Raw genomic sequence first — 23,695 nt, 5'->3', positions numbered from 1 at the left:
GTGCTGCAAGGAAAATGGGCTGAGAAGAGTCGACTGACGGTGTTCCATCTGGTTCAGCCGGTCGAAGGGGGGGTCGCACGAGTCGTCACCGACCTGGTGAGGGAACAGGCCGGCGCGGGAATCCTGCCGGTCGTCGCCTGCCCGCCACAGGGGCGGCTCCCCGCTCTGGCCGCACAGGCCGGGGCACGGGTGCACTCCTGGCCGGCCGTGCGGTCGCCGGGACCCCAACTGGTCCGCGAGGTGCGCACCGCGGCCCGGCTGATCCGCGACAGCGGAGCGCACGTCGTGCACGCGCACAGCGCCAAGGCGGGCCTCGCCGGGCGGCTCGCCGTACGCGGCAGGGTGCCGACGGTCTTCCAGCCGCACGCCTGGTCCTTCGACGCGGTGCAGGCGCGGAGCGCCGAACTGGCCCTGAGATGGGAGCGGTACGGCACCCGCTGGAGCACTCGCACCCTGTGCGTCAGCGAGAGCGAGCGCCTGGCCGGGGAGGCGGCGGGCATCCGAGCCCGCTGGTCGGTCATCCGCAACGGCGTCGACCTCTCCCACTTCACCGCCCGCGACGACCGGAGCCGCGCGGCCGCCCGCGCCTCGCTGCCCGGCCTCTCCCGTGAACCGGCGCACACGCCCCTCGTCGTCTGCGTGGGCAGGCTGTGCCGGCAGAAGGGACAGGACCTGCTCCTGCGGGCCTGGCCCGCGGTGTCGGGCGCGGTCGAGGACGCCCGGCTCGTCCTGGTCGGCGACGGACCCGACCGGGAGGAACTGCGCGGGAACGCCCCGCCGGGAGTCCTGTTCGCAGGCGACTGCGCCGACCCGCGTCCGTGGCTGCACGCCGCCGACGTCGCCGTACTGCCGTCGCGCTGGGAGGGCATGGCGCTCGCGCCCCTCGAAGCGATGGCCTGCGGACTGCCCGTCGTCGTCACCGACGTCAGCGGCGCGAAGGAGAGCCTGCCGCCCGGCCACGAGCCGTACGCGCTGGTTCCGCCGGAGAACCCGCCGGCGCTCGCGGGGGCGCTCGTCCGGCTGCTCACCGATCCCCGGCTCAGGGACGGGCTCGGCCTCGGGGCCGCCGAACACGCACGGTCCACGTCCGACGTGCGGAGCACGGCGGAGGCCGTACTCCGCCTGTACCAGGAACTACTCGACACGCACCGACCCATGACGAGGAAGCGCACCGAACGATGACGACGGACAGTGCTCCTGCGCCCCACACCGCTCAGGCGACGGCCCCCCTCCGCTCGGCGCCGTCGATCCACGGGCCCCGCCGCGTGCCGGGCCGCCGCCCGGCACCGCGACCGCACCGCGGGTCCGCCCTGCAGCACGCCACCGGGCTGCTCGCCGCCGACGGACTCGCCGCGGCGAGCACCGTCGCCGCCGCGACCGCGGCGCTGTGGCCCGCGGCCCCGTGGCCGGTGGCCTGGGCCGTGCCGCTCGTCCTGCTCCAGAGCGTCCTGCACGCCGCGCGCGGCCTCTACCGGCACCGTCTGTCGCCCTCCGCGCTCGCCGAACTGCCCACGCTGCTCGGGCTCGCGCTGCTCCAGTGGTACGCCGTCGCCGAGGCCCTCGCCGCCTACGACCCCAGGTACACGGTGGCCCTCACCGCTCCCGCCCTCGCCGCCGCCGGACAGGCGCTGCTCGCCTGCGCCGGGCGGGCGGCCGTCCACCACGTCCGCCGGCGCACGGCCGCCCACCGGCCGCGGTCGGCGCTCGTCGTGGGCCGCGGCCCGGTGGCCCAGCAGATCACCAAGGCACTGTACGAACACCCCGAGTACGGGATGCGGCCCGTCGGACAGGTCGATCCCGAGCACCGGGCCGGCGCGGTCCCGGCGTCCCTGCCGGTCCTCGTCCGGCCGGAGGACGTCAGCCGCGCCGTGATCCAGAACGCCGTCGGCCACGCCGTCCTCACCGGGCCGCCCGGAGAGTCCGCCGAGAGCGCGGCACTGCTCGATCTGTTCGCGCGCCACGGCTGCCGGGTCTGGCTGGTCGACGGAGCACCGGCCGGACACGGCGGACTTCGCCGGGCCGGGGGCGGGGACCACCTGTGGGGGTTTCCGGTACGGCCGCTCGACACGGGTCATGGACCGCTCGCCCTCGCCGGGAAGCGGGCCCTGGACTTCTGCCTCGCCGCCGTCGCCCTCGTCGTGGCCGCGCCCCTGCTGGGCGTCTGCGCACTCGCCGTCCGCATCGCCGACGGGCCGGGGGTCGTCTTCCGGCAGGAACGCATCGGCCTGGACGGGCGGCCCTTCGTGCTCCTGAAATTCCGGACCATCAGCCCCGCCGACGAGCACGAGTCCGCGACACGCTGGAGCGTCGCCATGGACCGGCGGATGAGCGCCACCGGCAGCCTGCTGCGCAGGACGTCCCTCGACGAGCTGCCGCAGCTGTGGAACGTGCTGCGCGGAGACATGAGCCTCGTCGGCCCTCGGCCCGAACGCCCCTACTTCGTCGCCAGGTTCAGCCACACCTACTCCGGCTACCGGGCCCGCCACCGGATGCCGGTGGGCATCACCGGTCTCGCCCAGATCCACGGTCTGCGCGGTGACACCTCCATCGAGGAACGCGCCCGCTTCGACAACCACTACATCGAGACCTGGTCCCTGTGGCAGGACGTCTGCATCCTGGCCCGCACCGCCGCCTCGATGCTGAGGCCGGGAGGCAGCTGAGCATGACCGCCCTCACCCGGGCCCCCGCGTCCGGCCGGCACATGCCGCTCCCGGCACCGACGCTGTCGCGTGCGCTGCGTCTGCTGCCCGTGGTCGCGACCGTGCTGCTGCCCGCCGTCCCGTTCACGGCCGCGAGCGGTGACGCGGGCACGGTGGCCCCGGCCGACGTCGCTTCGGCGGCCTTGGTGCTGTGGTGCGCGGTGGCGGTCCTGCGGCAACGGTCACGGCCGCTCACCCCCGCCGCGGCGGTCGTGTTCGGCCTGCCCGTCGTCGGTTTCGCCGTCGCGACCGTCACAGCCGCGGATCCGCAGGCGGCGCTGCCCGGGTTCGTGCGCTATCTGCAGGTCTTCGTCCTCGTACCGGTGGCGGTCGTGCTCCTGGTGCGCGACGCACGCGACTTCCGTGTCGTCGCCGGCGGCCTCGTCCTGCTGGCCCTCGCGCAGGGTGCCGTCGGCGTCCACCAGTACGCCACCGGCACCGGCGCGTCCTACATGGGCCAGGACATCCGTGCCGTGGGCACCTTCGGGCCGACGGACGTGATGGGGATGGCGACGGTCGTCTCCTACGGGCTGATCGCCGCCCTCGCCCTCGCCCTGCGCGGCCCGGCCGACGCCCCGGCCTGGCTGAGGTTGTGCGCGTTCGCGTCCGCGGCGGCGCTCGTCGTGCCCCTCGCACTGTCGTTCAGCCGCGGCGCGTGGATCGCCACGGCGGTCGCGGCCTTCGCCGTGATCGCCCTGACCAGGCTGCGGCAGGCGGCACGGGTCCTGGCCGCCGTGGCCGCGCTCGGCGTCGTCCTCGTCGGCGGCCTCGGCATCGGCTCGGAGATGATCTCCGAACGCGTCAGCAGCATCACCCGGGTCACCGACGCGCCGGACCGCTCGGTCGGCGACCGGTACGCCATGTGGGCGGCGGCGGCCGGGATGTGGCAGGAGGAGCCCGCGGCGGGCGTGGGCTTGAAGGGCTTCCCGGCGCATCGCGACGGGCACGCGTCGATCGGCCTCTCCTCCGGCAGCGACACGGCGGGCGCGGGACGGGAGTTCGAGAAGCAGCCGCTGCTGTCGCCGCACAACATGTATCTGCTGGTCCTCGCCGAGCAGGGGCTGATCGGCTTCACCGCGTTCGCCGGCAGCCTGACCGCCGTCCTGGTCCTGGGCGTGCGCCGCCATGTGCGCGCGGGGCGCCCGGAGGGCGCTGCGGGCTCGGAGCGCGTGGGCTCGGAGCGCGTGGGTCGGGTCGGGCACGCCGCGGACTGCGGTCTCGCGGCGGTGGGCCTGATGCTCTGGCAGACGGTCGACTTCCTGTACGCGGACATCGGCGGCCCGTCCACGGCGCTCACCGGCGTGGTCCTCGGGATGGCGGCGTGGTGGGCCCTCGGCAGGACGGCCGCGGCATGACGGGCACGCCGGTGCGGGATGCCGCCACGGCCATCCGGCCCCGCCGCCACGGCCGCGGCCGTCACGCGGCCCTGCCGCGCACGGCGACCTCGCGGATCACCGGGGCATGGCACGTCGTCCGCTTCCGGCTTCTGCGCACCGGCGACCCACGGGCACGCCCGGCGCTGCCGCCGGCCGGGCCGTCGGAGCCGAAACCTCGCTCAACCGCGTGCGCCGACGCCCCAGGAACGTCCGCGCCCGGCGCAGGAAAGCCGCCTCGCGCCGTCGCGGCGCAGCCCGGCCGGGACGCGGGCGTCCCGGGTTCCGGGCGCGACTTCGGCCCGCAGTCCTCCACGGCCGGCACCGAGACGACGCCCGCCACGGCACCGAACCGGCCCGTGCGGGCGGAGCCCAGCGCCCGTCAGGGGCCGAGCGTCGCGGGGAGCTCTCCTCCTGGGCCCTCCACGCACGCCTCGGCCGACCCCGGGCGGCGTGCTGTGACGGCGACCGACGGTACGCCGCCCGGCGCCCCGCACCCCACCGGGCCCGCACTCGGGCGGGTCCTGGTCAGGGCCGCCGCCGTGACCGCCGGGCTCACCGTGGCGGGGGCGGTGCTCGGTCTGGTGCGCGACCAGACGATCGCTCATCTCTTCGGCGCCAGCGTCGAGAGCGACGCCTTCCTCATCGCCTGGACCGTTCCCGAGATGGCCTCCACGCTCCTCATCGAGGACGCCATGGCACTGCTGCTCGTGCCCGCGTTCAGCCACGCACTGGCCCGGCGCACGGCCGGCGGTGAAGAGATCGTCGGCGACCCCGTGCGGGAACTGATGTCCGCCACGTTCCCCCGGCTCTTCGCCGTGCTGGCCTGCACGGCCGGGCTGCTGCTGATCGGTGCGCCGCTCGTCGTACGGGTACTGGCTCCCGGATTCGGTGATCCGCAGCTCGCCGTCGACTGCACCCGTATGACCGCGCTGACCGTCCTGACCTTCGGCGTCACCGGATACTTCAGCGCCGCCCTGCGCGCCCACGGCAGCTTCGTCCGCCCGGCAGGCGTCTACGCGGCGTACAACGTCGGCATCATCACCACGACCCTCGCCCTCCACTCCCTCTGGGGCGTACGTGCCGCCGCGGCCGGTGTCGCCGTCGGCGGCGTGCTGATGGTCGCGGTCCAACTGCCTGGTGTGGCACGGCACATGACGCTCGCACCACTCGTACGGCGCCCCCGCTCGAAGGCGCCGCTCCTCGGGGCCGCCGTGCTCGCCCCGGTCGTGCTGTTCGCCGTCAGCCGCCAGTCCCAGGTCCTGGTCGAACGGTTCCTCGCCGCGCCGCTCCCCGCCGGTGCGATCTCCCACCTCAACTACGCGCAGAAGGTCGCGCAGATGCCCATGGTGCTGTCCCTGATGGTGTGCACGGTGACGTTCCCCGTCGTCGCCAAGGCGATGGCCGCGGGCGACCGTGAACGGGCCCGCCGCCGCGTCGAGCAGGACCTCGCCATGGCGGGCGCCATGGTGCTGCTCGGCACGGCCGTCGTCATCGGGTACGCACCCCAGATCATCGAAGTGCTCTTCCAGCGCGGTGCGTTCACCGCACACGACACCGCGACCACGGCCGCCGTCATGCGCGTGTACGCGGTCGGCCTCCTCGGCCACTGTCTCGTCGGCGCGCTCGGCAGGCCGTTCTTCTCCTCCGGCCGCCCCACCTGGTTCCCGGCCGCCGCCATGGCGGCGGGACTCGCGGTGACCACCGCGGCCGGTGCGGTCGCCGTCGGCGCCTGGGGCGTGCACGGCATCGCCGCCGCCAACGCCGCCGGGATCAGCACCACCGCGTTCCTGCTGCTGCGCGGCCTCGGCTCCCGCGGGGTCGCCATCCAGGTGCGTCCGACCGTCGTACGCATCGCCCGGCTGGCCGCGGCGGCCGCCGTCGCCACGGCAGCCGGGGTGCTCGCCGCACCGCTGGTCGCCGGCGCGGTGGTCAGCCTTGCCGTCGGCTGTCTGCTCGTGCCCGCCGTCTTCCTGCTCACCGCCCGCGCCCTGCACGCTCCCGAAGCCCTGCACCTGCTGGACCTCGTCCGACGGAGGCTGCGTCATGTCCACTGATACGGCGGCGCCACCGGCCGCCCCGGTCCTCGTCCAGCCCTGGATCTGGATGTACCACGCCGTGGGCGATCCCACCGACGACCCGTACGGCATCACCGTCGCACCCGACCGGCTCGACCTGCACCTCGGCTGGCTGCGTGCCCGCGGCCTGCGCGGCGTCGGGGTCGGCAGCCTGCTGCGCGCCCACGCCGCCGGACGTGCCGCCGGTCTGGTGGGACTGACCTTCGACGACGGGTACGCCGACTTCGTGGAGGCGGCGCTGCCCCTGCTCGCCCGCCACGGCTGCTCGGCGACCCTGTTCATGCTCCCCGGCCGGCTCGGCGGCAGCAACGACTGGGACGCCGACGGACCCCGCCGCCCGCTGCTCACCGACCGACAGGTCAGGGCCGCCGCGGCCGCCGGGACGGAGATCGCCTCGCACGGCCTGTTCCACCGCGATCTGACCGGCTGCGCCGACGACGTACTGAATCAGGAGACGTTCCGCAGCCGTGAACTGCTCCGCGAACTCACCGGCAGCGCCCCGGAGGGGTTCTGCTACCCGTACGGCACCTTCGACCGGCGCGCCGCCGCAGCCGTGCGCCACGCCGGCTACGCGTACGCCTGCGCCATCGACCCCGGCACGGCGGCCGGCCGGTACGCCCTGCCCCGCACCCACATCAGCCAGGCCGACCGGGGTGCGCGGCTGTGGGCCAAGCGGCTGAGGCACCGGGCGCGCCGCCACCCGGCGCTCCTGCCCGCGGACACCGGCTGCGAGGCCCGATGAGAGCCCTCCACGTCATCACCGGCCTCGGCGTCGGCGGAGCGGAACAGCAGCTGCGGCTGCTGCTGCGTCACCTGCCCGTGCGGTGCGACGTCCTGACCCTGACCAACCCGGGCCCGGTGGCCGCCGGGCTGCGCGCCGACGGCGTGTCCGTCACCCACCTCGGCATGCGGGGCAACACGGACCTCACCGCACTGCCGCGCATGGTCGGCCTCATCCGCCGCGGCCGGTACGACCTCGTCCACACACACCTCTACCGCGCCTGTGTCTACGGCCGGACCGCCGCGAGACTCGCCGGGGTGCGGGCGGCCGTCGCCACCGAGCACTCGCTGGGCGCCGCGGAGATCGAGGGCCGACCGCTCACGCCGGGTACCCGCGCGCTGTACCTCTCCACCGAACGGCTCGGCGCCGCGACCGTCGCCGTCTCCCCGACCGTCGCGGACAGGCTCCGCGACTGGGGCGTCCCGGGCCCCCGTGTCCACGTCGTGCCCAACGGCATCGACGCCGCCCGCTTCCGCTTCGACGCGTCGAAGCGCCGCGCGACCCGCGACCGGTTCGGTGTTCCAGGCGGCGCGTTCGTCGTCGGCGGCGTGGGCCGGCTCGTGCCCGGCAAGCGTTTCGACGTCCTCGTCGAGGCGGTCGCCGCGCTGCCCGGCGTACGGCTGCTGCTGGCGGGCGACGGCCCGGAACGGGACGCGCTGCGCGCCCTTGCCGTACGCCTCGGGGCCGCCGACCGCGTCCGGCTGCTCGGTGAGTGCGACGGCGACGACGTCGCCGCACTGCTGTCGGCCGTGGACCTCTTCGTGTCCGCCTCCCGCGAGGAGGCGTTCGGGCTCGCCGTGGTGGAGGCACTCGCCGCGGGGCTGCCCGTGCTGCACGGCGTCTGCCCCGCCGTGGACGACCTGCCGCCCCACGACGCGCCGGGCGCCACCCGCCTGCGCGACGGCGGCGTGCGGGAGCTCACCGCCGCCCTGCGCACCCGGGCGGCGGCCGGCCCGAACCGGCTGCCGCCGCCCCGCGCCGTCGGCCACTACGACATCGCGCGCAGCAGCCGCCTCCTGATGGACGTCTACGCGCACGCACTCGACACCGGCCGGCCCGACCCGGACCGGACCTCAACCGACCCCGTCGCCCCCACCCGGAGAGCACTGCCATGACCGAGTCCCCCGAGCAGGAGCCCGCCGCCCGCGGCCGGTTCCGCCGCATCCTCGCGAAGATCACCCCCCTGCCCGTCTGGTGGCCCCTGCCGGCCTGCGTCCTGCTCGGCACGGTCTGCGGCGTCTCGTACGGGCTGCTCAAGGGGCCCGAGTACGCCGCCACCAGCTACGTCGTCGCCGTGCCCGCCAAGGACTCCGACCCCGCCGCGGCGCTCGGCTTCGCCCAGGCGTACGGCAGGATCGCCACCAGTGACTCGACCCTGGCGTACGCGCGGGTCGCGGCGGGCGTCCCGGCGCGCGAACTGCGGGACCGCGTCGAGACGGAGACGTCCCCCGACTCGCCGATGATCGCCGTCACCGGCACGTCCGACACGCCGGCGGAGGCCGCCGACATCGCCAACGCGGTGGCCGACGCCGTGTTCGTGAGCAGCAATCAGGTGTCCAAGAACACCGGCGTCTCGCTCACCCTCTTCTCCCAGGCCATCTCCCCGGACGAGCCGGTCTCCCCGTCGCTGCCGGTCGGCGCGGCCGTCGGCGGATGCGCGGGCGGACTGCTCGGCGGACTGGTTCTGCTCGTCAGGCCCCGCCGTACGGCCCCCGTCACCGCCACCGCCGTGCCCGCACCGGCGCAGCCCGCGGAGCCGGCGGGCGAACGGGAGCTGGTGTGACACCCGGCCGGGGGCGGGGCATCTCCGTCACCCTGTGCCGTGACCAGGACGCCTTCGCCCGCCTGGGCCCGGAGTGGGACAGGCTGCACGGCGACTGCGTCACCGCCACCCCGTTCCAGAGCCATGCCTGGCTCCACTCGTGGTGGCTGTCCTACGGGACGCGGGGCCGGCTGCGGGTCCTGCTCGTGCGACGCGACGGCCGGCTGATCGGTGCCGCGCCCCTGATGCTGACGCACGGGCCGATGCCGCTGCTCGTGCCACTGGGTGCCGGAATCTCCGACCACTGCGACGTCCTCGTCGACGGCGGCCATGCGCGTGCCGCGACAGGGGCGCTGGAGCACGGACTGGACCGGGCGGCCCGCCACGCCGTCGTCGACCTGCGGGAGGTGCGGCCCGGAGCGGCCGCGGAGCGGCTGTACGAGACATGGAAGGGGGCCCGCGCCCGGCTCACCGACTCGGTCTGCATGGAGCTTCCGGCCGCCCCGATCGAGGAACTCGTCAAGCGGATGGCCGGGTCCAGGGCACAGCGGGTGCGCGCCAAACTGCGCAAGATCGACGCGCTCGAGATCGAGGCGCACACCGTGCCGGAGCCGGAGGTCGCGGAGGCGGTGGCCCACCTGCTGAGGCTGCACGAACTGCAGTGGCGCGGACGCGGGGTCAACGTGGAGCACCTGCGGCCGCGGTTCGCCGCCCACCTGGTGCGTGCCACCCGGGCGATGACGCGCCGTGACGAGGCCAGGCTGACGGAGTACCGGATGGACGGCGCGGTCGTCGCCGCCGGTCTGACGCTGCGCTCCGGGAGCATGGCGGGCGGCTATCTGTACGGGGCCGATCCCGGACTGCGCGACCGCAAGGTGGACGTGGCGGCGATGCTGCTGCGGCACGACGCCCAGCAGGCGGCGGAGGGCGGGCTGGGCGTGCTGAGCCTGCTGCGCGGGTCGGAGCCGTACAAGAACCACTGGCGTCCGGAGACCGTCACCAACCAGCGGCTGCTGCTGGCCCGTTCGGCGCTGGAGCCGCTGCTGCGGCTGCACGAGGCGCGGGTCCGGCTGCGGGACCGTGCCGCTGGGGCCGTCCGCGAGCGGCTGCCCGCCGCCCGGGAGTGGCGCGACCGGCTGAACAGCCGGCGGGCGACCGCCGCGAGGCTCTGAATCGCCTCGGGCCGCCGCCCGCCGGTGCCGGGTGACCGGCTCGGGTCAGAAGTCCGGCCAGCCGTCGGGCCACGGGAACTCGACACACGTCGGCTGCTCGCCCGTCCACTGTGTGACCTGCTCGCCGAGGTCGAGGGGCACGCACCATGTCGTGTCGTTCAGCACCACGTCGCCGGGCAGGTCGGCCGGGAGCGGTGCCGTCGGGTCCGTGCCGTCGGCCGGCGCGGGCTCCGCCGGTGCCTCCGGCTCGAGCGGGCTCGGTGCGGCGGGGTCCGGTTCCGCGGGTGCGGGCTCGGCCGGTACGGGACTGGCCGGATCCGACTTCGCAAACAACTTCGAGCGGAACACTTTCGAGGACTGCGGATTGTCTGCGCACTGCCACACCCCGTGCGGGCAGTAGTCTGTGATGGTCTGGTAGAGCGGCTTGTGACGGTCGATCCATTCGAGCATGCGGCGCATGTACTCGGGATTGTCACCGTTCCGGAAAAGCCCCCACTCCGGATACGAGATCGCCTTGTTGTGAGCCGCGGCGAACTCGACCTGCTTCCGCAATCCGTACGGAGCATTCACCTGTTCGTCGAACGTCCCGCCCGGAGGCTGGTCGTACGAGTCCATCCCGATGATGTCCACCACGTCGTCGCCGGGGTAGCACTCGGTCCAGGGAATGGCGTCCAGACCGCGATTCGGGGCGAAGTCGAATCGGAACTCCTGCCCGGGGACGGAACGCATGGCCGTGACGATGCGGTTCCAGTACGCCTTCCACGCCTCGGGGTCCGGCGCACAACGATGCGTGTACGTCGTCCCGTTCATCTCCCAGCCGAGGACGATCACCGTGTCGGTGGCACCGACCTCGACCAGGCGGGTGGCCAGGGTGCGGAAGTGCTTGTCGAAGCTCCCCTCGGCACCGGCGCGCAGCAGCGCCCGTACCGCCGAGTCGGGCAGCCGGGCCTCGTTGCGCTCCAGCATCGGCACGTTGAGGACGAACATCCGGTCGTCGGCGCCGCGTCGCCATTCGGCCCAGGGGCGCAGGAACTCCACCTGGCCCTCGATGTTCGACCAGCGGTCACCGGGGAGGTACGTGTGACCGACCCTCAGTTCGGTGCCGCCGAGCCAGCGGGACAGTTCGGCGATGCGTTCGACTCCGGGCGGGCCGTAGTGGAGATACGCCCCCACGGCGACCGATGAATCGCCGGAGGTGTCAGGGTTGTCGTTCGCGGTGGATGCTGCGCCCGCGCTCCAGTTTCCGGAAATCGCGCTGGAGACAAGGAGACCGGCGACAACCGTCCCGATGCCCGCGCGGATGAGACGTCGCCGTTGGTGCATGGATTCCTCCTGAGCGGTCCGTTCTGCGATGACACGACCGTAGGCAGAAAGTCGTATTTACGGGCTGCCTGAGGAGACGTCAGTAGGCCATTAGCGAATAGGCGCGCTCCATACAGGACCATCCAGGTGAAAGAGATGACTCGAATGCCGATCACCGACCCGGGAGTTCCCGCTCTCGTGCTCCGGCTCGACCGGAATCCCTTTCACCACGGCACGCTGGGAGCCGTCAGATCGCTGGGCCGCGCCGGGGTGGAGGTCCACGCCCTGGTCGAGTCGGCCCGCAGCCCGGTCGCCCGGTCCCGCCATCTGCACCGGGCCCATGTCAGGCCGCCGGGCGACCTCGGCCCCGAGGCCTTCGTCGGGCTGCTCGTCGAGGTCTCCGAGCGGATCGGCCGCCCCGCCGTGCTGGTCGCGATGGACGACCTCGGCGCACTCAGCGTCGCCGCCCACGCACCACGCCTCGCCTCACGCTTCCTCTTCCCCGAGCAGGCCGCGGACGCCACCGCGGCACTCGCCGACAAGGCGGAACTGGCGCGGCTGTGCGCCGACGCGGGAATCGCGCACCCCGAGACGGTGGTGCCCGGGAGCGCCGCGGAGGCCGCCGCCGCGGTACGGCGGCTCGGGCTGCCGCTGGTCGCCAAGTGGAGCAGACCGTGGCTGCTGGACCCCGGGACGGGACTGCGCAGTACGAGCCTGATCACCTCGCCCGGTGACGCGCAGCGCCTGTTCGGCAGGACCGGACAGGCCGGCAGCCGGCTGCTGCTCCAGCGGCATCTGCCCGGCGGGCCCGACTCGGACTGGTTCTTCCACGGCTACTTCTCCCGCGGATCCCTCTGTCTGCTCGGCGGCACCGGACGCAAGGAACTCGCCTGGCCGCCCCGTGCCGGCCTCACCGCGAAGGGCCGCTGGCAGCACAACGACGAGGTGCGGGACGCGGCGCTGCGGCTGGTCGCCCACTCCGGCTACCAGGGCGTTCTCGACCTCGACTTCAGACGGGACCCGGCCGGAGGGGCCTACCGGCTCCTCGACGTCAACCCCCGGCCGGGCGCGCAGTTCCGGCTGTTCACCGACGAGGGCGGACTCGACGTCGTCCGGTCCCTCTACCTGGATCTCACCGGCAGGCCGGTGCCGCCGGCCACCGCGCGGCCCGGCCGGGTCTTCGTCGCGGAGAACTACGCACTGCTGTCGGCTCTCGCGAGCGCCCGGCATCCGGCGCCCGGACGGCCCGGCGCCCCGCGCGGCGGCATCGAGACCGCCTGGTTCGCGCGGGACGACGTGCGGCCGTTCCTCGCCATGGCCGCTGCCTCCCTGCGGCGCGGCCTCGCCAAAGGGACGAACCGGGCGCGAACGGTGCCACGGCGGCCAACGCAGGCGTCCCCGGCCGCATCAGAGGCCGCAGCACCGGCCGCATCAGAGGCCGGATCAGAGGCCGGACCGGAGCCGGCCGGACCAGAAGGAGCGAGCACATCATGTACGACTTGGCAGTGATCGGCGCCGGCCCGTACGGGCTCTCCGTGGCGGCCCACGCCGCCGCGGCCGGCATCAGCCTGCGGGTGTTCGGCAGGACCATGGCCTCGTGGCGGGACCACATGCCGGAGGGAATGTTCCTCAAGTCGGAGCCGTGGGCCTCCGACCTCTCGGACCCCGACGCCAAGTACACCCTCGCCGACTATGCGGACGTCCGGGGGTTCGAGGCGTCGCACGGCTGTCCGCTGCCGATCCGCACCTTCGCCGACTACGGGATGTGGTTCGCGGAGCACGCGGCACCACCGGTGGAGGAGCAGACCGTCACCCGGGTGACCGCGACGGCGGACCGCTTCCGGGTGGAGACGGCGGAGGGCGACGGCATCGAGGCCCGTACGGTCGTGCTCGCCGTCGGAGTCATGCCGTTCCGGCGCATCCCGCAGCAGCTCGCCGCCCTGCCCCCCGGCCTCTGCTCGCACAGCAGCGGCCACCGGGACCCGAGCGGGTTCGGCGACCTCGACGTGACGGTCGTCGGAGCGGGTCAGGCGGCGCTCGAGACGGCGGCACTCCTCGCCGAGCACGGGGCACGCCCGCAACTGGTGGCCCGTACCGACCGGATCGGATGGAACACCGTCCCGGTGCCGCGGCAGCGCGGACGGCTCCAGGCCCTGCGCACCCCGCTCAGCGGACTGGGCAGCGGCTGGACCACCTGGGCATGGGCCGAACTCCCCGGCGCGGTCGGCCGTCTCCCCGCCGGCCTGCGCGAGCGCCTCGCCGACGGCGCACTCGGACCGGCGGGCGCCTGGTGGCTGCGCGACCGCTACGAACACCGCGTCCCGGAACTGCTCGGGCACACCCTCCGCGACGCCTCCGTCCGTGCCGACGGCCGGGTGCGGCTCGAACTGAACACACCGGACGGCGGCATCCGCACCCTCGACACCGGCCATGTCGTCGCGGCGACCGGATTCACCCCCGACCTCGACCGGCTGGACCTGCTCGACCCCGGTCTCAGGCCGGCCGTCCGGAGGGTCGGCACCAGCCGGGCGCCGGCGCTGACGGCCGGGTTCGAGTCCAGCCGCCCCGGCCTGTTCTTCGCGGGGCTGCTGGCCGCACCGTCGTTCGGTCCCGCCATGCGGTTCGTGTACGGGTCGGCGTTCGCCGCCGAGCGGCTGGTCGCCGGTGTACGGCGGCGGCTGCGCCGGTGACGTCACAGGGGCGCCGGTGGACCGGCCGGGGTGCTGTCAGGCCGTGTGCCGGTCGTAGAGCCAGCCCCGGCGGGGCTGCGGGGGAGCGGGCCGCCCGTGCGGCCCCTCCGGTGGCGGAGGCGGGGACGGGAACAGGCTGAGCCTGGTCCACTCCCCGTCAGGCCGGCCCGGCATGGTGCGCCCGGCGGCCGCCCATTCGCGCGCCAGTTGGTCGTAGATGGGGCTGCCGGCCGGCGGTGCCGCCGTCGGATCCGTACTCGTCTGGACGCGCTGCCATCGCGAGGGCGCGGTAATCCTTGCCATACGAGCGCAAACGCGCGCCCGGGGTCCGAAGTCACTGCTGCGACCGGACGATGGGGGACGGGGGGAACGGCCTTTCGAGCCGGTCGCCCACAGCGGTGAGATTCACTCGTACGGCATGCGGTGCGTCGCGTCCGATCACCCGTCCGGGACAAGAAGATACGCATCAACGGGTCGCGGAAAAGGGGTTCGATGCGACACATGGCGACCGCACTCGTGCCGGCCCTTCTCCTGGGGCTCACAGCGTGTCAGAACAGCACCGCGGGCGACGGTCCGGCACCCGGTCCGCACGGCAGGGGCCGCACGGCCGTCGCGGCGACGGCCGGCCTGGGAGACACGGCGGACATCGGCGGCGCACGCTTCGGAGAGCATCTGCGCATCGGCGTGCACGGGTTCGTCGACCCCGCCGTGGCCGTCAAGGCCGCTCCGATGCCTTCGGCCGGGCACCGATGGGTCGGCGTGGAGGTGACCCTCGCCAACGTCGGCGGCACGGCGTACGACGCGCCCCTCGACAAGGCCTGGGTCGTCGACGGCCGGGGCAGGCGGTATCCGGCCGTCCGGACCGGGGAGATCACCACCGGTTCCCCCCTCGTGACGACGACGCTGCCCGTCGGCGAACACAGCACCGGATGGCTGGCCTTCGAGGTGCCCTTCGACGCCCGTGCCGTACGGCTTCACTGCACGGTGGGCTCTGAGGAGCGCAGCTGGCGGCTCTGAACAGCCGGCGACGGCCCCGCACACCCGCGGAAGCAGTTTGCCGCCGGGTTCCCCCGTCCAGGTGAACGAGGCGCGGCGGCCGGCCGGCCCGCCACTAGGGTGCCGAGCCATGACCACAGCGAACTCCCCCAAATTCACGGTGAATCGCGGACAGTTGGGCACGCTCTCCCTGCTGGCCTGGACCGGCGACCCCGCCCAGGGCCATGACACCCCCTATCTGCTCACCTACTCCCTCGGTGACGGCAGCGACGGACCGGACGCGGGTCAGGAGGCCGCCCTGGCGATGATCGCCGAACTCGGGCTCACCGTCGGCGACGAGATGCACGACCACACCGGCGACGGCGCGCACCCGATCCAGTTGCTGGTCGAAGGCGGCCAGGCGGTCGTCAACATGCCGTATCTCAAGGCCCAGTGCCCCGCGCCGCCCGAGTGGCTGGCCGCCGCGGACCAGCGCGGCCATGTGCACTTCATGATCGCGAGCCGTCCGTGGCCGGAGGGCAGGCCCGGTGCACCCGTCGCCGACGAGGCGTTCCAGGCCTTCCTGGGCGACGAGGACACCCTCACCTCCTGCGCGCACGTACTGCTGCCCGTGTCGCGGCTGCGCCGCTGAGGCTCAGGGAGCCTCGAAGGCGAAGCGCAGCGACCGCACCCGGTTGTCGAAGCTGGAGTCCACCAGGCCCGGCAGGCCCACTGCCCGAAGCCCCCTGGGCCTCGTCAGCAGTTCATGGAACAGGGCCTTCATCTCCTGCCGGGCCAGGTGCGAGCCGAGGCAGTAGTGCGGCCCGCCGCCGCCGTACCCCAGATGCGGATTGGGGCTGCGGGTGATGTCGAAGACGTCCGGGTCCTCGAAGACCGCCTCGTCGCGGTTGGCGGAGGCGTAGAACAGCACGACCTTTTCGCCGGGCCGGAAGGCACGGCCGCCGAGCTCGCACTCGGCGGCGACCGTGCGGCGGAACTGGATGATCGGGGTGGAGTGGCGGACGATCTCGTCCACCGCGCCGTCCGCGTACCTCTCGAAGTCGGCCTCCAGCAGGGCACGCTGGTCGGGATGGTCACTGAGGAGCGCCAGACCGTGGGCGATCGCGTTGCGTGTCGTCTCCACACCCGCGACCAGCAGCAGTGAGAAGAAGGCGCCCAGCTGCCGGGAGTTCAGCGCCTGCCCGTCGACGTCCGCGCACACCAGCGCCGAGATGAGATCGCCCGTGGGCCTGCGGCGCCGCTCACGGGCCAGCCGCGCCATCACCAGCTGCATATGGGCCAGGGCACGCAGCCCCCGCCCCGGCATCCGCAGTCTGGCCCGCAGACCGCGCTTCACGCCGACGTTCTCCGAGGCCTGGTCGATACGCGCCGCGATCTCGGCACGGTCGTCGCCGGGGATGCCCATCAGGTCGCAGATCACCTCGAACGGCATGCGTGAGGCGACCGCCGGGACGAAGTCCTCGGGTCTGCGCTCGAGCATCTCGCCGACGATGCGCCGCGCGACCTCGCGGACGTTGTCCTCCGTGGCGGCGAGCAGCCGCGGCGTGAACGAACGCGCCACGATCCGGCGCATGCCGGCGTGCTCCTCACCGTCCATGTTGACCATGGAGTTCCCGAACACGGCCTTGGCCCACGCGGCCGGCTCCGGAGTGGTGACGCCGGGCGCGCTGACGAAGTCGCGCGGCCGGCGGCTCGCCTCCGTCACGTCGGCGTGCCGGACCAGGGCGTAGAACCCGGGGCGCTCCCCGAACAGCACAGGGGCGTCGCGTCTGCGCAGTTCCGCGAAGGCCGCGAGCCGGGCGGGCCTGGGCAGCCGCCAGAACGCGGGGTCGGACAGATCGGCCTCAAACGCGTGCGCGGCGGACCGCGCAGAGGCCTGGCCGGGAATTCCCATGACCACGGCAACCTCCAGGTGCTCGAAGGCACATGCTGGCCCATCACGCCGTCAGTCTGAGTCCCGACATTGCTGCGGACGGGGGGAATTTGCACGGGTACGGCCGTCCGGGTCGTTGGGGCAGAGCGACGGACAGTCCGTGGAGCACAAGAGGGGAAGTACACAGCGATGAAGTCGACCACCCGGGGATCTCTGGCGGCGGTACTGGCGTGCATGGCCTCCGCGGTGGCGGCCGCCCCCGCCGTCGCGGGGACCTCCGTCCCGGTGATCCTGCCGCTCGAGAGCCTCGAGACGGCGGTGCCGGTCGAGGCACCCGAACTGCGCACGGGCGTGCCGGTACCCGTGCCCGGAGCACCGCAGGGCCCGCGTCACGTCACCGGCACGCTGCTGCCGCAGGACACGCTGCCCGCGCTGCCGGTCACCAGCGAACTGCCGCGCACGCTCCTGGAGATCCCGGTGGAGAACCCCCTAGGCGAGGGCAACCTGGGCGTGGCGGAGGCCTCCTCCGCGGAGTCCGACCTGAAGGCGGTGACCCCCGGCGCGGCACTCGGCGCGCCCCTGACCGCACCGGACGGTGACGCTCTCGGGCTGCCGGCGCCGACGCTGCCGCAGGCGGCGCTGGTCGGTCCCGTTCTGCAGGGATCGCCCGCCGCCGGCCTGCTGCTGAGCTGAGTCCCGGCGGGTACCCGCCTGGGGGAGCAACCCTTCGGCCGTGAGGTCGTTGTCAACACAGAAGCAACGTCACGTCGCAGGAGTGCATCACCGGGAGGGGGCCACGGCATGAGGACGCCGAGCATGCGGGGACGCTCCCACGTCACAGGCAGCGCGGGCGGGGTGCCGGGCGGTGGATTTCCCGCCCGGCGCCTGGTCCTGCGGACCCTCTTCACGGTGGGCGTGGTCGCCGGCACGGCCGGGGCCCTCATGCCGATCCTCGCCCGGCGGGCGGCGGACGTGCGGGACTCCGGCGGGAAGGGGCCGCGCGGGAACGGGGCCGAGGGGAACGGCGCAGGTGGGACCGGTGCCGCGAAGCCGCAGTCCCAATCCCGGCCCCAGCCCCAGTCCCAGTCCCAGTCGCTGGAGAGGTTCGCAGAGATGTACCAGGGGCGGCACATCCAGGGCAGCGCGACGGTGATGGTCCCGGCCCGCGGCGGGAGCCGGGACGGGGACCCGGCGGCCGGGGCTCTCGGAGCGGTCCGCTCCGGCCGGCCGGCGGGCGGCGCCTGGCTCGTACCGAGCGTGGAGGTGCGCATCGACGGCCGGCCGCTGCACGTCATGAGGCGCGCCGACGGCACGTATCTGAGTCTGGTGAACCATTACGAGTCGTTTTGGACCCTGCGGGACGTGGCCCGCGCCGCCGTCGACGAACTGGGCGACGCGCAACTGTCGCTGACCCCCATGCACAGCGCCTGAACCTGGAGGGCCGGCACCGTGTACACCCGCAAGAACCAGCGGAATCTGACCCGTTCGGAGAAGCGCCGACTGGTCGGAGCGCTGCTGGGACTCAAGCGCTCCGGACGGTACGACGAGTTCGTCAGGATGCACGGCGAGTACTACGTGTCGGACGCGGAGGACAGGCCGCGGGCCGCCCATATGACGCCGTCCTTCTTCCCCTGGCACCGCAGATTCCTGCTCGAGTTCGAGCGGGCGCTGCAGAAGATCGACGACAGCGTGTCCCTCCCGTACTGGGACTGGACGACGGACAACTCGCCCGCCTCCTCGTTGTGGGCCGACGACCTCATGGGCGGCACCGGCCGCCGCAGCGACCGGCAGGTCATGACCGGGCCCTTCGCCTACGCGGCCGGCGACTGGCGCATCAACGCCCGGATCACCGACGGCAACTTCCTCACCCGTGACCTGGGCCGGCCGGCCGACCCGGTGTCCCTCCCGACGAGGACCGAGGTGGCCGAGGCGCTGGACGATCCGGTCTACGACACCGCGCCCTGGAACTCCACGGTGACCACCGGTTTCCGCAACCGGATGGAGGGCTGGAGGGCCGGAGGCTCCGAGCGCTGGCGCATCCACAACAAGGTCCACCGTTGGGTCGGCGGTCTGATGATGAGCGCGACGTCGCCCGACGACCCGGTCTTCTGGCTCCACCACGCGTACATCGACCTGCTGTGGACGCGCTGGCAGAAGGCGCACCCCGGGTCCGGCTATCTGCCGCGCAAGCGGCTCGGGCGGGACGACCCGCAGTACGGGCGGGTGTTCACGCTCGACGATCCGATGCCGCCGTGGGACGCGAAGCCGTCGGGGCTGCTCGACCACACACGCTGGTACCGGTACGGCTGACCGTGTCCAAGGCCGGGGCCGGGGGCCGGGGGCCCTGGGGCCCGGAGGACCGGGCTCGGCGGCACATGCGTCCGCGGCCTCCCCCGCACCCGGCGGGGGAGGCCGCGGACACTGTCCGGCGCGGGTGTCAGCCGCCGTAGGCGCCGTCGTGGTGGCCACCGTCGACGTTGGCGCAGGTGTTGCCGAACGCCGGGTTGAGCAGGGCGATCACGTTCACGGTGTTGCCGCAGACGTTGACCGGCACGTGCACGGGCACCTGAACCACGTTGCCCGACGCCACACCGGGGGAGTGGGCGGCAGCGCCGTGCGCTCCGGCGTCGGCGGCAGCCATGCCGGCGCCGCCGGCCAGGATGGCACCAGTGCCGGCGACTACGGCGGCTGCCTTCGCGATACGCGACATCAACTTCTCCTTGCAGAACGAGAGTGGGCCGCAGGATTGCGACCAGCACATACCGTTCAACGCCGGAACCGATGGGGCGGTAACGGATCAAGAGCAAACTTGTCGCGGCACCCGCCCCGCGCGTCCGTGGCTTCGTCGACGCCTTTGCCGCGGGGTCTCGGGTTCGCCGCATGTCAGGGACCGCGCCGGTCCGGCCGGGACGGCCACGGCCAACCTCTTCGATTGTTTGTTCGGTTTTCGCGGTACCGTGGGGGCATGGCAGCACATCTCCAGGGATCGCTCTTCGACCAGACCGACGAGATCCGTCTCGGTCCGCTCGACGACGTCCGGCGCACGCTGCTCGGCGGCGGGGCCTGGATCGACGTACTGCCCGCCTGGCTCACCGGGGCGGACGCCCTGTTCGACGAACTCGTCGGCGAGGTGCCCTGGCGGGCGGAGCGACGGCAGATGTACGAGCGGGTCGTCGACGTGCCGAGACTGCTCGCGTACTACGGAACGGACGACCCTCTTCCGCACCCCGTGCTGGACCAGGGCCGGGAAGCCCTGTCGCGGCACTACGCGGAGGAACTGGGCGAACCGTTCCGCACGGCCGGGCTCTGCTACTACCGGGACGGCAGGGACAGCGTCGCCTGGCACGGGGACACCATCGGCCGCGGGGCGCGGGAGGACACCATGGTCGCCATCCTCTCCGTCGGGGCTCCCCGCGAACTCGCGCTCCGGCCGCGACAGGGCGGGGCGGCACAGGTGCGCAAGGCACTCGGACACGGGGACCTGATCGTGATGGGCGGCTCGTGCCAGCGGACCTGGGAGCACGCCGTCCTCAAGACGGCGCGCCCCGTCGGCCCGCGCATCAGCGTCCAGTTCCGCCCCCGGGGTGTTCGTTAGGGCGTGCGCGGTTCCCGTCGTCAGCGTGTGCGGCGTACCGCGCGCCCCGCGAGCACGTCCGTACGGGCCCCGTCGTCGATGACGAACCGGCCGTCGATCAGTACGTACGGGATGCCGGTCGGCAGAGTGCGCGGCGCCTCGAACGTCGAGCCCGCCGCCACCGTCTCCGGGTCGAACAGCACCAGGTCGGCCCGGTACCCCTCGCGGACCAGACCGCGGTCGGGCAGCCGCAGCCGGGCGGCCGGGCGGGAGGTGAGATGGGCGACGGCCTCCTCCAGCGACAGGATGCCCAGTTCGCGCGCGTACCGGCCGAGGTACTGGGGGAACGTGCCGTACGCCCGCGGGTGCGGCTTCTCACCCTGGAGGATGCCGTCGCTGCCGCCGGTGTGGACCCGGTGCCGCATGATCTGCCGCACGTTCTCCTCGTGGCCGACGTGCTGGAGGATCGTCGAACCGAGCCGGTCCTCGATCAGCAGCCGCCGTGCCGTCACCCACGGCGCCTCGCCGCGCGCGTCGGCCGACTCCTGGATCGTCCGGCCGACGTGGCCGGCGACGGCGGGGCTGCTCACCCCCGAGATCTCGATGGTGTCCCATTCGATCGGCACCCCGTGACAGCCGTCCGAACCGACGACCTCGAGGTGGTGCCGGATCCTCTCCGCGGTCCCCTCGTCCCGCAGTCGCGCCAGCACCGCGTCGGGACCGCCCTCGCCCGCCCAGCTCGGCAGCATCGCGACGAGCGTGGTGCAGCCCGGGGTGTACGGATAGGTGTCGAGGCTGATGTCCGCGCCGCCGTCGAGCGCGTCGTCCAGCAGGGCGAGCAGATCCGGCGCCTTGCCCTTGTTCACACCGAAGTTCATGGTGGCGTGCGCGAGATGCAGGGCGCAGCCCGCGTCACGGGTCAGGTTCACCATCTCCTCGTACGCCCGGAGCGCGCCGGCGCCGTAGGAACGGTGATGGGGGCAGTAGTAGCCGTCGTAGCGGGCCACGACCCGGCACAGCTCGGCGAGCTCGGAGTCCTTCGCGTACATGCCGGGCGTGTACGTCAGGCCCGACGACATGCCGACCGCGCCCTGCTCCATGCCCTCGGCCACGAGCTGCCTCATGCGCGCGAACTCGGCGTCGGTGGGCGGCCGGTCCTCCCAGCCCATGGCGTGCATACGGACGGTGCCCTGCGGGATCAGGTACGCGGCGTTGACGGCGATGCCCTGTCCGCCGAAGTTCCGGTCCAGCCGGTCCAGGTACTCGCCGACGGTGCGCCAGTCGAAGTCGATGTCGGAGCCGTCGCCGTTCCAGCCGGTGATCGCCTTGCGCACGGCCGCGAGGGTCGTGTCGTCGACGGGCGCGTACGACAGCCCGTCCTGCCCCAGGACCTCGAGGGTCACGCCCTGCGCGGCCTTCGCGGTGTGCTCCGGGTCGCGGAGGAGCGCGAGGTCCGAGTGGGCGTGCATGTCGATGAACCCGGGGGCGAGGGCGAGGCCGTGGGCGTCGATCGTGCGTCTGCCGTTCGGCGCGGGTGTACCGCCGTCCCTGCGTATCTCCGCGATGCGGCCGTCGCGGATGCCGACGTCGGCACGGTAGGAGGCGTCGCCGGTGCCGTCGATGACGCGTGCGTGGCGGATGACGAGGTCCATGGGTCGCCTTTCGGGGGTGGGGTGGGGTGGGTGGGGGACGGGGCCGTTCCCCCGCCCGCCCCTTTCCCGAAACGGGGGCGGGCCCCGGGCACCGGGCGGCCTGCGGGCCGGGCCGTTGTACCGCCCTGGCGGGCCGTGTACCAGGCCTCGCGCGGTGGCCTCGATCTCCCCCTACGGCCTGGCGGCCGTGGGCGGGGGGACCCCCATGCCGCCAGGTCGTAGAGGGAGTGCCTCCGGCCGGGTTGAATTGCCGCGGCGCGGCGTCGGCAGCCTCGTCGGCGGCGACTTCAGCCTCGCCGGCGTTCGAGGCGCGGGGGTCCGGGGGCAGCGCCCCCGAAACACCGCGCGGAGCGCGGTGATCGGGTCCGGGCGGAGCCCGCCACGCGGCGGAGCCGCACATCGGTACAGCGGGAAGGGGCGGGGGCGGGGAACAGGCCCGCGCGGCGTCAGAAGAACGTGCGGATGAAGTCCGACACCGTCCCGTCGCGCTCCACCACCGGAATCAGCTGCCATTTGTCGAACGACGTGCACGGATGCGACAACCCCATCCCCACCCAGTCGCCGACCTCCAGGTCCGCCTCCGCCGTCGTGCGGAGCCACCCGTGCTGGTCGGACAGGCCCGTCACCGTGATGCCGTCGGCGGGGCGGACGGCGCCGGTGCGGCCGTCGCGGACCACCTGTGCCTCGGGCAGGTCGAGGTCGTACGCGGCGTCCCGCTTGCCCGCGTTGACGAATGCCTGTTCCTCCGTCGGCCGTGACACGACCTGCGCCCACAGCCGGAACGCGGGCTGCAGCGCCCCCTCTTCGGGGACCCGGTTGAAGGGGGTGAGGTGCCGGTAGTGGCCGTCGTCGTGCGAGACGTACGCACCGGAGCGGAGCAGCTTGAGGACCGGGGCGGAGAGTTCCGGGATGTCCGCGAAGACCTCGGCCACCGTGTCGAACCACGCGCTTCCGCCCGCGCTGATCACGATCTCGTCCGCGGCGCCGAGGCGTCCGGCCTTGTCGAGGTCCGCGGCGAGCGCGACGAGCCGTCGCAGCCAGTCGCGCACCTTCCCGGCGTCGGCCTGCGGGACCTCGCCCTCGTAGCCCGCGACGCCGACCAGACGCAGCGTCTTTGTCGCGGCGACCGCGTCGGCGACGGCGGCGCAGTCGGCCTCCGTGCGGGCGCCGGTGCGGGCACCGTCGCCCGTGCCCAGTTCGACGACGACGTCCAGCGGCCTGGACACTCCGCGCAGCGCCTCGTCCATGAGCTCGACGCCGCGTACGGAGTCGGCGTAGCAGATGAGGCGGAACTCCGGGTCCGTGTCGAGTTCGCCGGCGATCCAGCGCAGGGCGGCCGCGTCGACGACCTCGTTGGCGAGGAAGATCCGCCGGATCCCGTAGGCGCGGTAGACACGGAGCTGGTGGGGGACGGCCGCGGTGATGCCCCAGGCGCCGTGCTCCAGTTGACGGGCGAAGAGCTGGGGGGACATCGACGTCTTGCCGTGCGGGGCGAAGGCGAGACCGTGCCGCTCCGAGTACGTCTCGAGCAGTGCCAGGTTGTGCTCGACGGACTCGGCGGACAGCGCGAGCACCGGGGTGGTGAAGCCGCCGGTGAAGAGATTGCGGCGGGAGGCCGCGAGCTCGCCGACGGTGAGTCCCGCCGCGTCGGGCGGGAGCGCCTTGAAGCGGTGGTCGACCGGTTCGTCGGCGAGCCGTGCGACGGCGTTGTCGGCTGCCATGGGAGCCCTCCTCCATGGTGTT

21 protein-coding genes are annotated in these 23,695 nt (G+C 73.5%); 16 read left to right on the top strand and 5 right to left on the bottom strand.

Going from position 1 to position 23,695, the window contains the following annotated elements:
• The 8 genes from ACFYV1_RS12630 to ACFYV1_RS12595 all read left to right on the top strand — a co-directional run bounded on the left by ACFYV1_RS12630 (position 1) and on the right by ACFYV1_RS12595 (position 9,865).
• Positions 1-1,182, top strand: a complete 1,182-nt coding sequence (locus ACFYV1_RS12630; RefSeq protein ID WP_389395464.1) for a glycosyltransferase family 4 protein — start codon at positions 1-3, stop codon at positions 1,180-1,182.
• On the top strand, positions 1,179-2,660 hold the full coding sequence (locus ACFYV1_RS12625) for an exopolysaccharide biosynthesis polyprenyl glycosylphosphotransferase (protein ID WP_389395463.1): 1,482 nt from the start codon (positions 1,179-1,181) through the stop codon (positions 2,658-2,660). The genes ACFYV1_RS12630 and ACFYV1_RS12625 overlap by 4 nt, the downstream gene beginning before the upstream one ends.
• A gap of 2 nt (positions 2,661-2,662) precedes the next feature.
• On the top strand, positions 2,663-4,054 hold the full coding sequence (locus ACFYV1_RS12620; RefSeq protein WP_389395462.1) for an O-antigen ligase family protein: 1,392 nt from the start codon (positions 2,663-2,665) through the stop codon (positions 4,052-4,054).
• A gap of 476 nt (positions 4,055-4,530) precedes the next feature.
• Entirely contained in the window at positions 4,531-6,129 is a 1,599-nt protein-coding gene (gene murJ, locus ACFYV1_RS12615) for a murein biosynthesis integral membrane protein MurJ (RefSeq protein ID WP_389395461.1), read from the top strand.
• On the top strand, positions 6,119-6,892 hold the full coding sequence (locus tag ACFYV1_RS12610) for a polysaccharide deacetylase family protein (protein WP_389395460.1): 774 nt from the start codon (positions 6,119-6,121) through the stop codon (positions 6,890-6,892). The genes murJ and ACFYV1_RS12610 overlap by 11 nt, the downstream gene beginning before the upstream one ends.
• Positions 6,889-8,046: a glycosyltransferase gene (locus tag ACFYV1_RS12605; protein WP_389395459.1), complete on the top strand. Its 1,158-nt coding sequence runs from the start codon at positions 6,889-6,891 to the stop codon at positions 8,044-8,046. Before ACFYV1_RS12610 ends, ACFYV1_RS12605 begins: the two co-directional genes overlap by 4 nt.
• Positions 8,043-8,714 (top strand): lipopolysaccharide biosynthesis protein, encoded by a 672-nt coding sequence (locus tag ACFYV1_RS12600; RefSeq protein WP_389395458.1) that lies wholly within the window; start codon positions 8,043-8,045, stop codon positions 8,712-8,714. The genes ACFYV1_RS12605 and ACFYV1_RS12600 overlap by 4 nt, the downstream gene beginning before the upstream one ends.
• Positions 8,711-9,865, top strand: a complete 1,155-nt coding sequence (locus ACFYV1_RS12595; RefSeq protein WP_389395457.1) for a GNAT family N-acetyltransferase — start codon at positions 8,711-8,713, stop codon at positions 9,863-9,865. The genes ACFYV1_RS12600 and ACFYV1_RS12595 overlap by 4 nt, the downstream gene beginning before the upstream one ends.
• Before the next feature lie 45 nt (positions 9,866-9,910).
• Here the strand turns inward: ACFYV1_RS12595 and ACFYV1_RS12590 are convergent, their stop codons facing one another.
• Positions 9,911-11,188 (bottom strand): glycoside hydrolase family 26 protein, encoded by a 1,278-nt coding sequence (locus tag ACFYV1_RS12590; RefSeq protein ID WP_389395456.1) that lies wholly within the window; start codon positions 11,186-11,188, stop codon positions 9,911-9,913.
• Between the two features lie 135 nt (positions 11,189-11,323).
• Between ACFYV1_RS12590 and ACFYV1_RS12585 the strand changes: the two genes are divergently transcribed.
• The 4 genes from ACFYV1_RS12585 (at position 11,324) to ACFYV1_RS12570 (ending at position 15,484) form a co-directional block, all read left to right on the top strand.
• Entirely contained in the window at positions 11,324-12,676 is a 1,353-nt protein-coding gene (locus ACFYV1_RS12585) for an ATP-grasp domain-containing protein (protein ID WP_389395455.1), read from the top strand.
• Positions 12,658-13,857 (top strand): NAD(P)-binding domain-containing protein, encoded by a 1,200-nt coding sequence (locus ACFYV1_RS12580; RefSeq protein WP_389395454.1) that lies wholly within the window; start codon positions 12,658-12,660, stop codon positions 13,855-13,857. The genes ACFYV1_RS12585 and ACFYV1_RS12580 overlap by 19 nt, the downstream gene beginning before the upstream one ends.
• Positions 13,858-14,358: 501 nt before the next feature.
• Positions 14,359-14,874, top strand: coding sequence for a DUF4352 domain-containing protein (locus ACFYV1_RS12575; protein ID WP_389395453.1), 516 nt, complete (start codon positions 14,359-14,361; stop codon positions 14,872-14,874).
• Positions 14,875-14,983: 109 nt separating this feature from the next.
• Complete coding sequence (locus tag ACFYV1_RS12570; protein WP_389395452.1) at positions 14,984-15,484, top strand: DUF5949 family protein; 501 nt, start codon at positions 14,984-14,986, stop codon at positions 15,482-15,484.
• Positions 15,485-15,487: 3 nt separating this feature from the next.
• Here the strand turns inward: ACFYV1_RS12570 and ACFYV1_RS12565 are convergent, their stop codons facing one another.
• The gene (locus ACFYV1_RS12565; RefSeq protein WP_389395451.1) at positions 15,488-16,747 is read right to left on the bottom strand and encodes a cytochrome P450; all 1,260 of its coding nucleotides are present in this window, start codon (positions 16,745-16,747) and stop codon (positions 15,488-15,490) included.
• Positions 16,748-16,915: 168 nt separating this feature from the next.
• Here ACFYV1_RS12565 and ACFYV1_RS12560 point away from each other — a divergent pair, with 168 nt between their 5' ends.
• The 3 genes from ACFYV1_RS12560 to ACFYV1_RS12550 all read left to right on the top strand — a co-directional run bounded on the left by ACFYV1_RS12560 (position 16,916) and on the right by ACFYV1_RS12550 (position 19,036).
• The gene (locus tag ACFYV1_RS12560; protein WP_389395450.1) at positions 16,916-17,419 is read left to right on the top strand and encodes a hypothetical protein; all 504 of its coding nucleotides are present in this window, start codon (positions 16,916-16,918) and stop codon (positions 17,417-17,419) included.
• Positions 17,420-17,527: 108 nt separating this feature from the next.
• Positions 17,528-18,157, top strand: a complete 630-nt coding sequence (locus ACFYV1_RS12555; protein WP_389395449.1) for a tyrosinase family oxidase copper chaperone — start codon at positions 17,528-17,530, stop codon at positions 18,155-18,157.
• Between the two features lie 18 nt (positions 18,158-18,175).
• Entirely contained in the window at positions 18,176-19,036 is an 861-nt protein-coding gene (locus ACFYV1_RS12550; RefSeq protein WP_389395448.1) for a tyrosinase family protein, read from the top strand.
• 127 nt (positions 19,037-19,163) lie between these two features.
• Here the strand turns inward: ACFYV1_RS12550 and ACFYV1_RS12545 are convergent, their stop codons facing one another.
• Positions 19,164-19,436 (bottom strand): chaplin family protein, encoded by a 273-nt coding sequence (locus ACFYV1_RS12545; RefSeq protein ID WP_389395447.1) that lies wholly within the window; start codon positions 19,434-19,436, stop codon positions 19,164-19,166.
• Between the two features lie 255 nt (positions 19,437-19,691).
• On the opposite strand from ACFYV1_RS12545, the gene ACFYV1_RS12540 reads away from it, so the two are divergent.
• Positions 19,692-20,321, top strand: a complete 630-nt coding sequence (locus ACFYV1_RS12540) for an alpha-ketoglutarate-dependent dioxygenase AlkB (RefSeq protein WP_389395446.1) — start codon at positions 19,692-19,694, stop codon at positions 20,319-20,321.
• 20 nt (positions 20,322-20,341) lie between these two features.
• Here ACFYV1_RS12540 and ACFYV1_RS12535 read toward each other — a convergent pair whose 3' ends face one another.
• Together ACFYV1_RS12535 and ACFYV1_RS12530 are read right to left on the bottom strand one after the other, a co-directional pair.
• On the bottom strand, positions 20,342-21,952 hold the full coding sequence (locus ACFYV1_RS12535) for an amidohydrolase family protein (RefSeq protein WP_389395445.1): 1,611 nt from the start codon (positions 21,950-21,952) through the stop codon (positions 20,342-20,344).
• A 446-nt stretch (positions 21,953-22,398) separates the two neighbouring features.
• Positions 22,399-23,673 carry an alanine racemase gene (locus tag ACFYV1_RS12530; RefSeq protein ID WP_389395444.1) on the bottom strand — a complete coding sequence of 425 codons (1,275 nt, stop codon included), beginning with the start codon at positions 23,671-23,673 and terminating at the stop codon, positions 22,399-22,401.
• Positions 23,674-23,695: the final 22 nt, after the last annotated feature.

The sequence above is a fragment of the Streptomyces sp. NPDC003023 genome, assembly GCF_042888225.1.
In the GTDB taxonomy this organism is placed as follows: domain Bacteria; phylum Actinomycetota; class Actinomycetes; order Streptomycetales; family Streptomycetaceae; genus Streptomyces.
The sequence above is the reverse complement of the archived record's forward strand: the minus strand, read 5'-3'. Positions and strand labels throughout refer to the sequence as shown.

What these genes read in the sequence shown, in the direction of transcription:
- ACFYV1_RS12625 (WP_389395463.1), top strand. Translation starts at nt 1,179, where the DNA reads ATGACGACGGACAGTGCTCCTGCGCCCCACACCGCTCAGGCGACGGCC.
- ACFYV1_RS12620 (WP_389395462.1), top strand. Translation starts at nt 2,663, where the DNA reads ATGACCGCCCTCACCCGGGCCCCCGCGTCCGGCCGGCACATGCCGCTC.
- ACFYV1_RS12610 (WP_389395460.1), top strand. Translation starts at nt 6,119, where the DNA reads ATGTCCACTGATACGGCGGCGCCACCGGCCGCCCCGGTCCTCGTCCAG.
- ACFYV1_RS12605 (WP_389395459.1), top strand. Translation starts at nt 6,889, where the DNA reads ATGAGAGCCCTCCACGTCATCACCGGCCTCGGCGTCGGCGGAGCGGAA.
- ACFYV1_RS12600 (WP_389395458.1), top strand. Translation starts at nt 8,043, where the DNA reads ATGACCGAGTCCCCCGAGCAGGAGCCCGCCGCCCGCGGCCGGTTCCGC.
- ACFYV1_RS12590 (WP_389395456.1), bottom strand. Translation starts at nt 11,188, where the DNA reads ATGCACCAACGGCGACGTCTCATCCGCGCGGGCATCGGGACGGTTGTC.
- ACFYV1_RS12585 (WP_389395455.1), top strand. Translation starts at nt 11,324, where the DNA reads ATGACTCGAATGCCGATCACCGACCCGGGAGTTCCCGCTCTCGTGCTC.
- ACFYV1_RS12580 (WP_389395454.1), top strand. Translation starts at nt 12,658, where the DNA reads ATGTACGACTTGGCAGTGATCGGCGCCGGCCCGTACGGGCTCTCCGTG.
- ACFYV1_RS12575 (WP_389395453.1), top strand. Translation starts at nt 14,359, where the DNA reads ATGGCGACCGCACTCGTGCCGGCCCTTCTCCTGGGGCTCACAGCGTGT.
- ACFYV1_RS12570 (WP_389395452.1), top strand. Translation starts at nt 14,984, where the DNA reads ATGACCACAGCGAACTCCCCCAAATTCACGGTGAATCGCGGACAGTTG.
- ACFYV1_RS12565 (WP_389395451.1), bottom strand. Translation starts at nt 16,747, where the DNA reads ATGGGAATTCCCGGCCAGGCCTCTGCGCGGTCCGCCGCGCACGCGTTT.
- ACFYV1_RS12560 (WP_389395450.1), top strand. Translation starts at nt 16,916, where the DNA reads ATGAAGTCGACCACCCGGGGATCTCTGGCGGCGGTACTGGCGTGCATG.
- ACFYV1_RS12555 (WP_389395449.1), top strand. Translation starts at nt 17,528, where the DNA reads ATGAGGACGCCGAGCATGCGGGGACGCTCCCACGTCACAGGCAGCGCG.
- ACFYV1_RS12545 (WP_389395447.1), bottom strand. Translation starts at nt 19,436, where the DNA reads ATGTCGCGTATCGCGAAGGCAGCCGCCGTAGTCGCCGGCACTGGTGCC.
- ACFYV1_RS12540 (WP_389395446.1), top strand. Translation starts at nt 19,692, where the DNA reads ATGGCAGCACATCTCCAGGGATCGCTCTTCGACCAGACCGACGAGATC.
- ACFYV1_RS12535 (WP_389395445.1), bottom strand. Translation starts at nt 21,952, where the DNA reads ATGGACCTCGTCATCCGCCACGCACGCGTCATCGACGGCACCGGCGAC.
- ACFYV1_RS12530 (WP_389395444.1), bottom strand. Translation starts at nt 23,673, where the DNA reads ATGGCAGCCGACAACGCCGTCGCACGGCTCGCCGACGAACCGGTCGAC.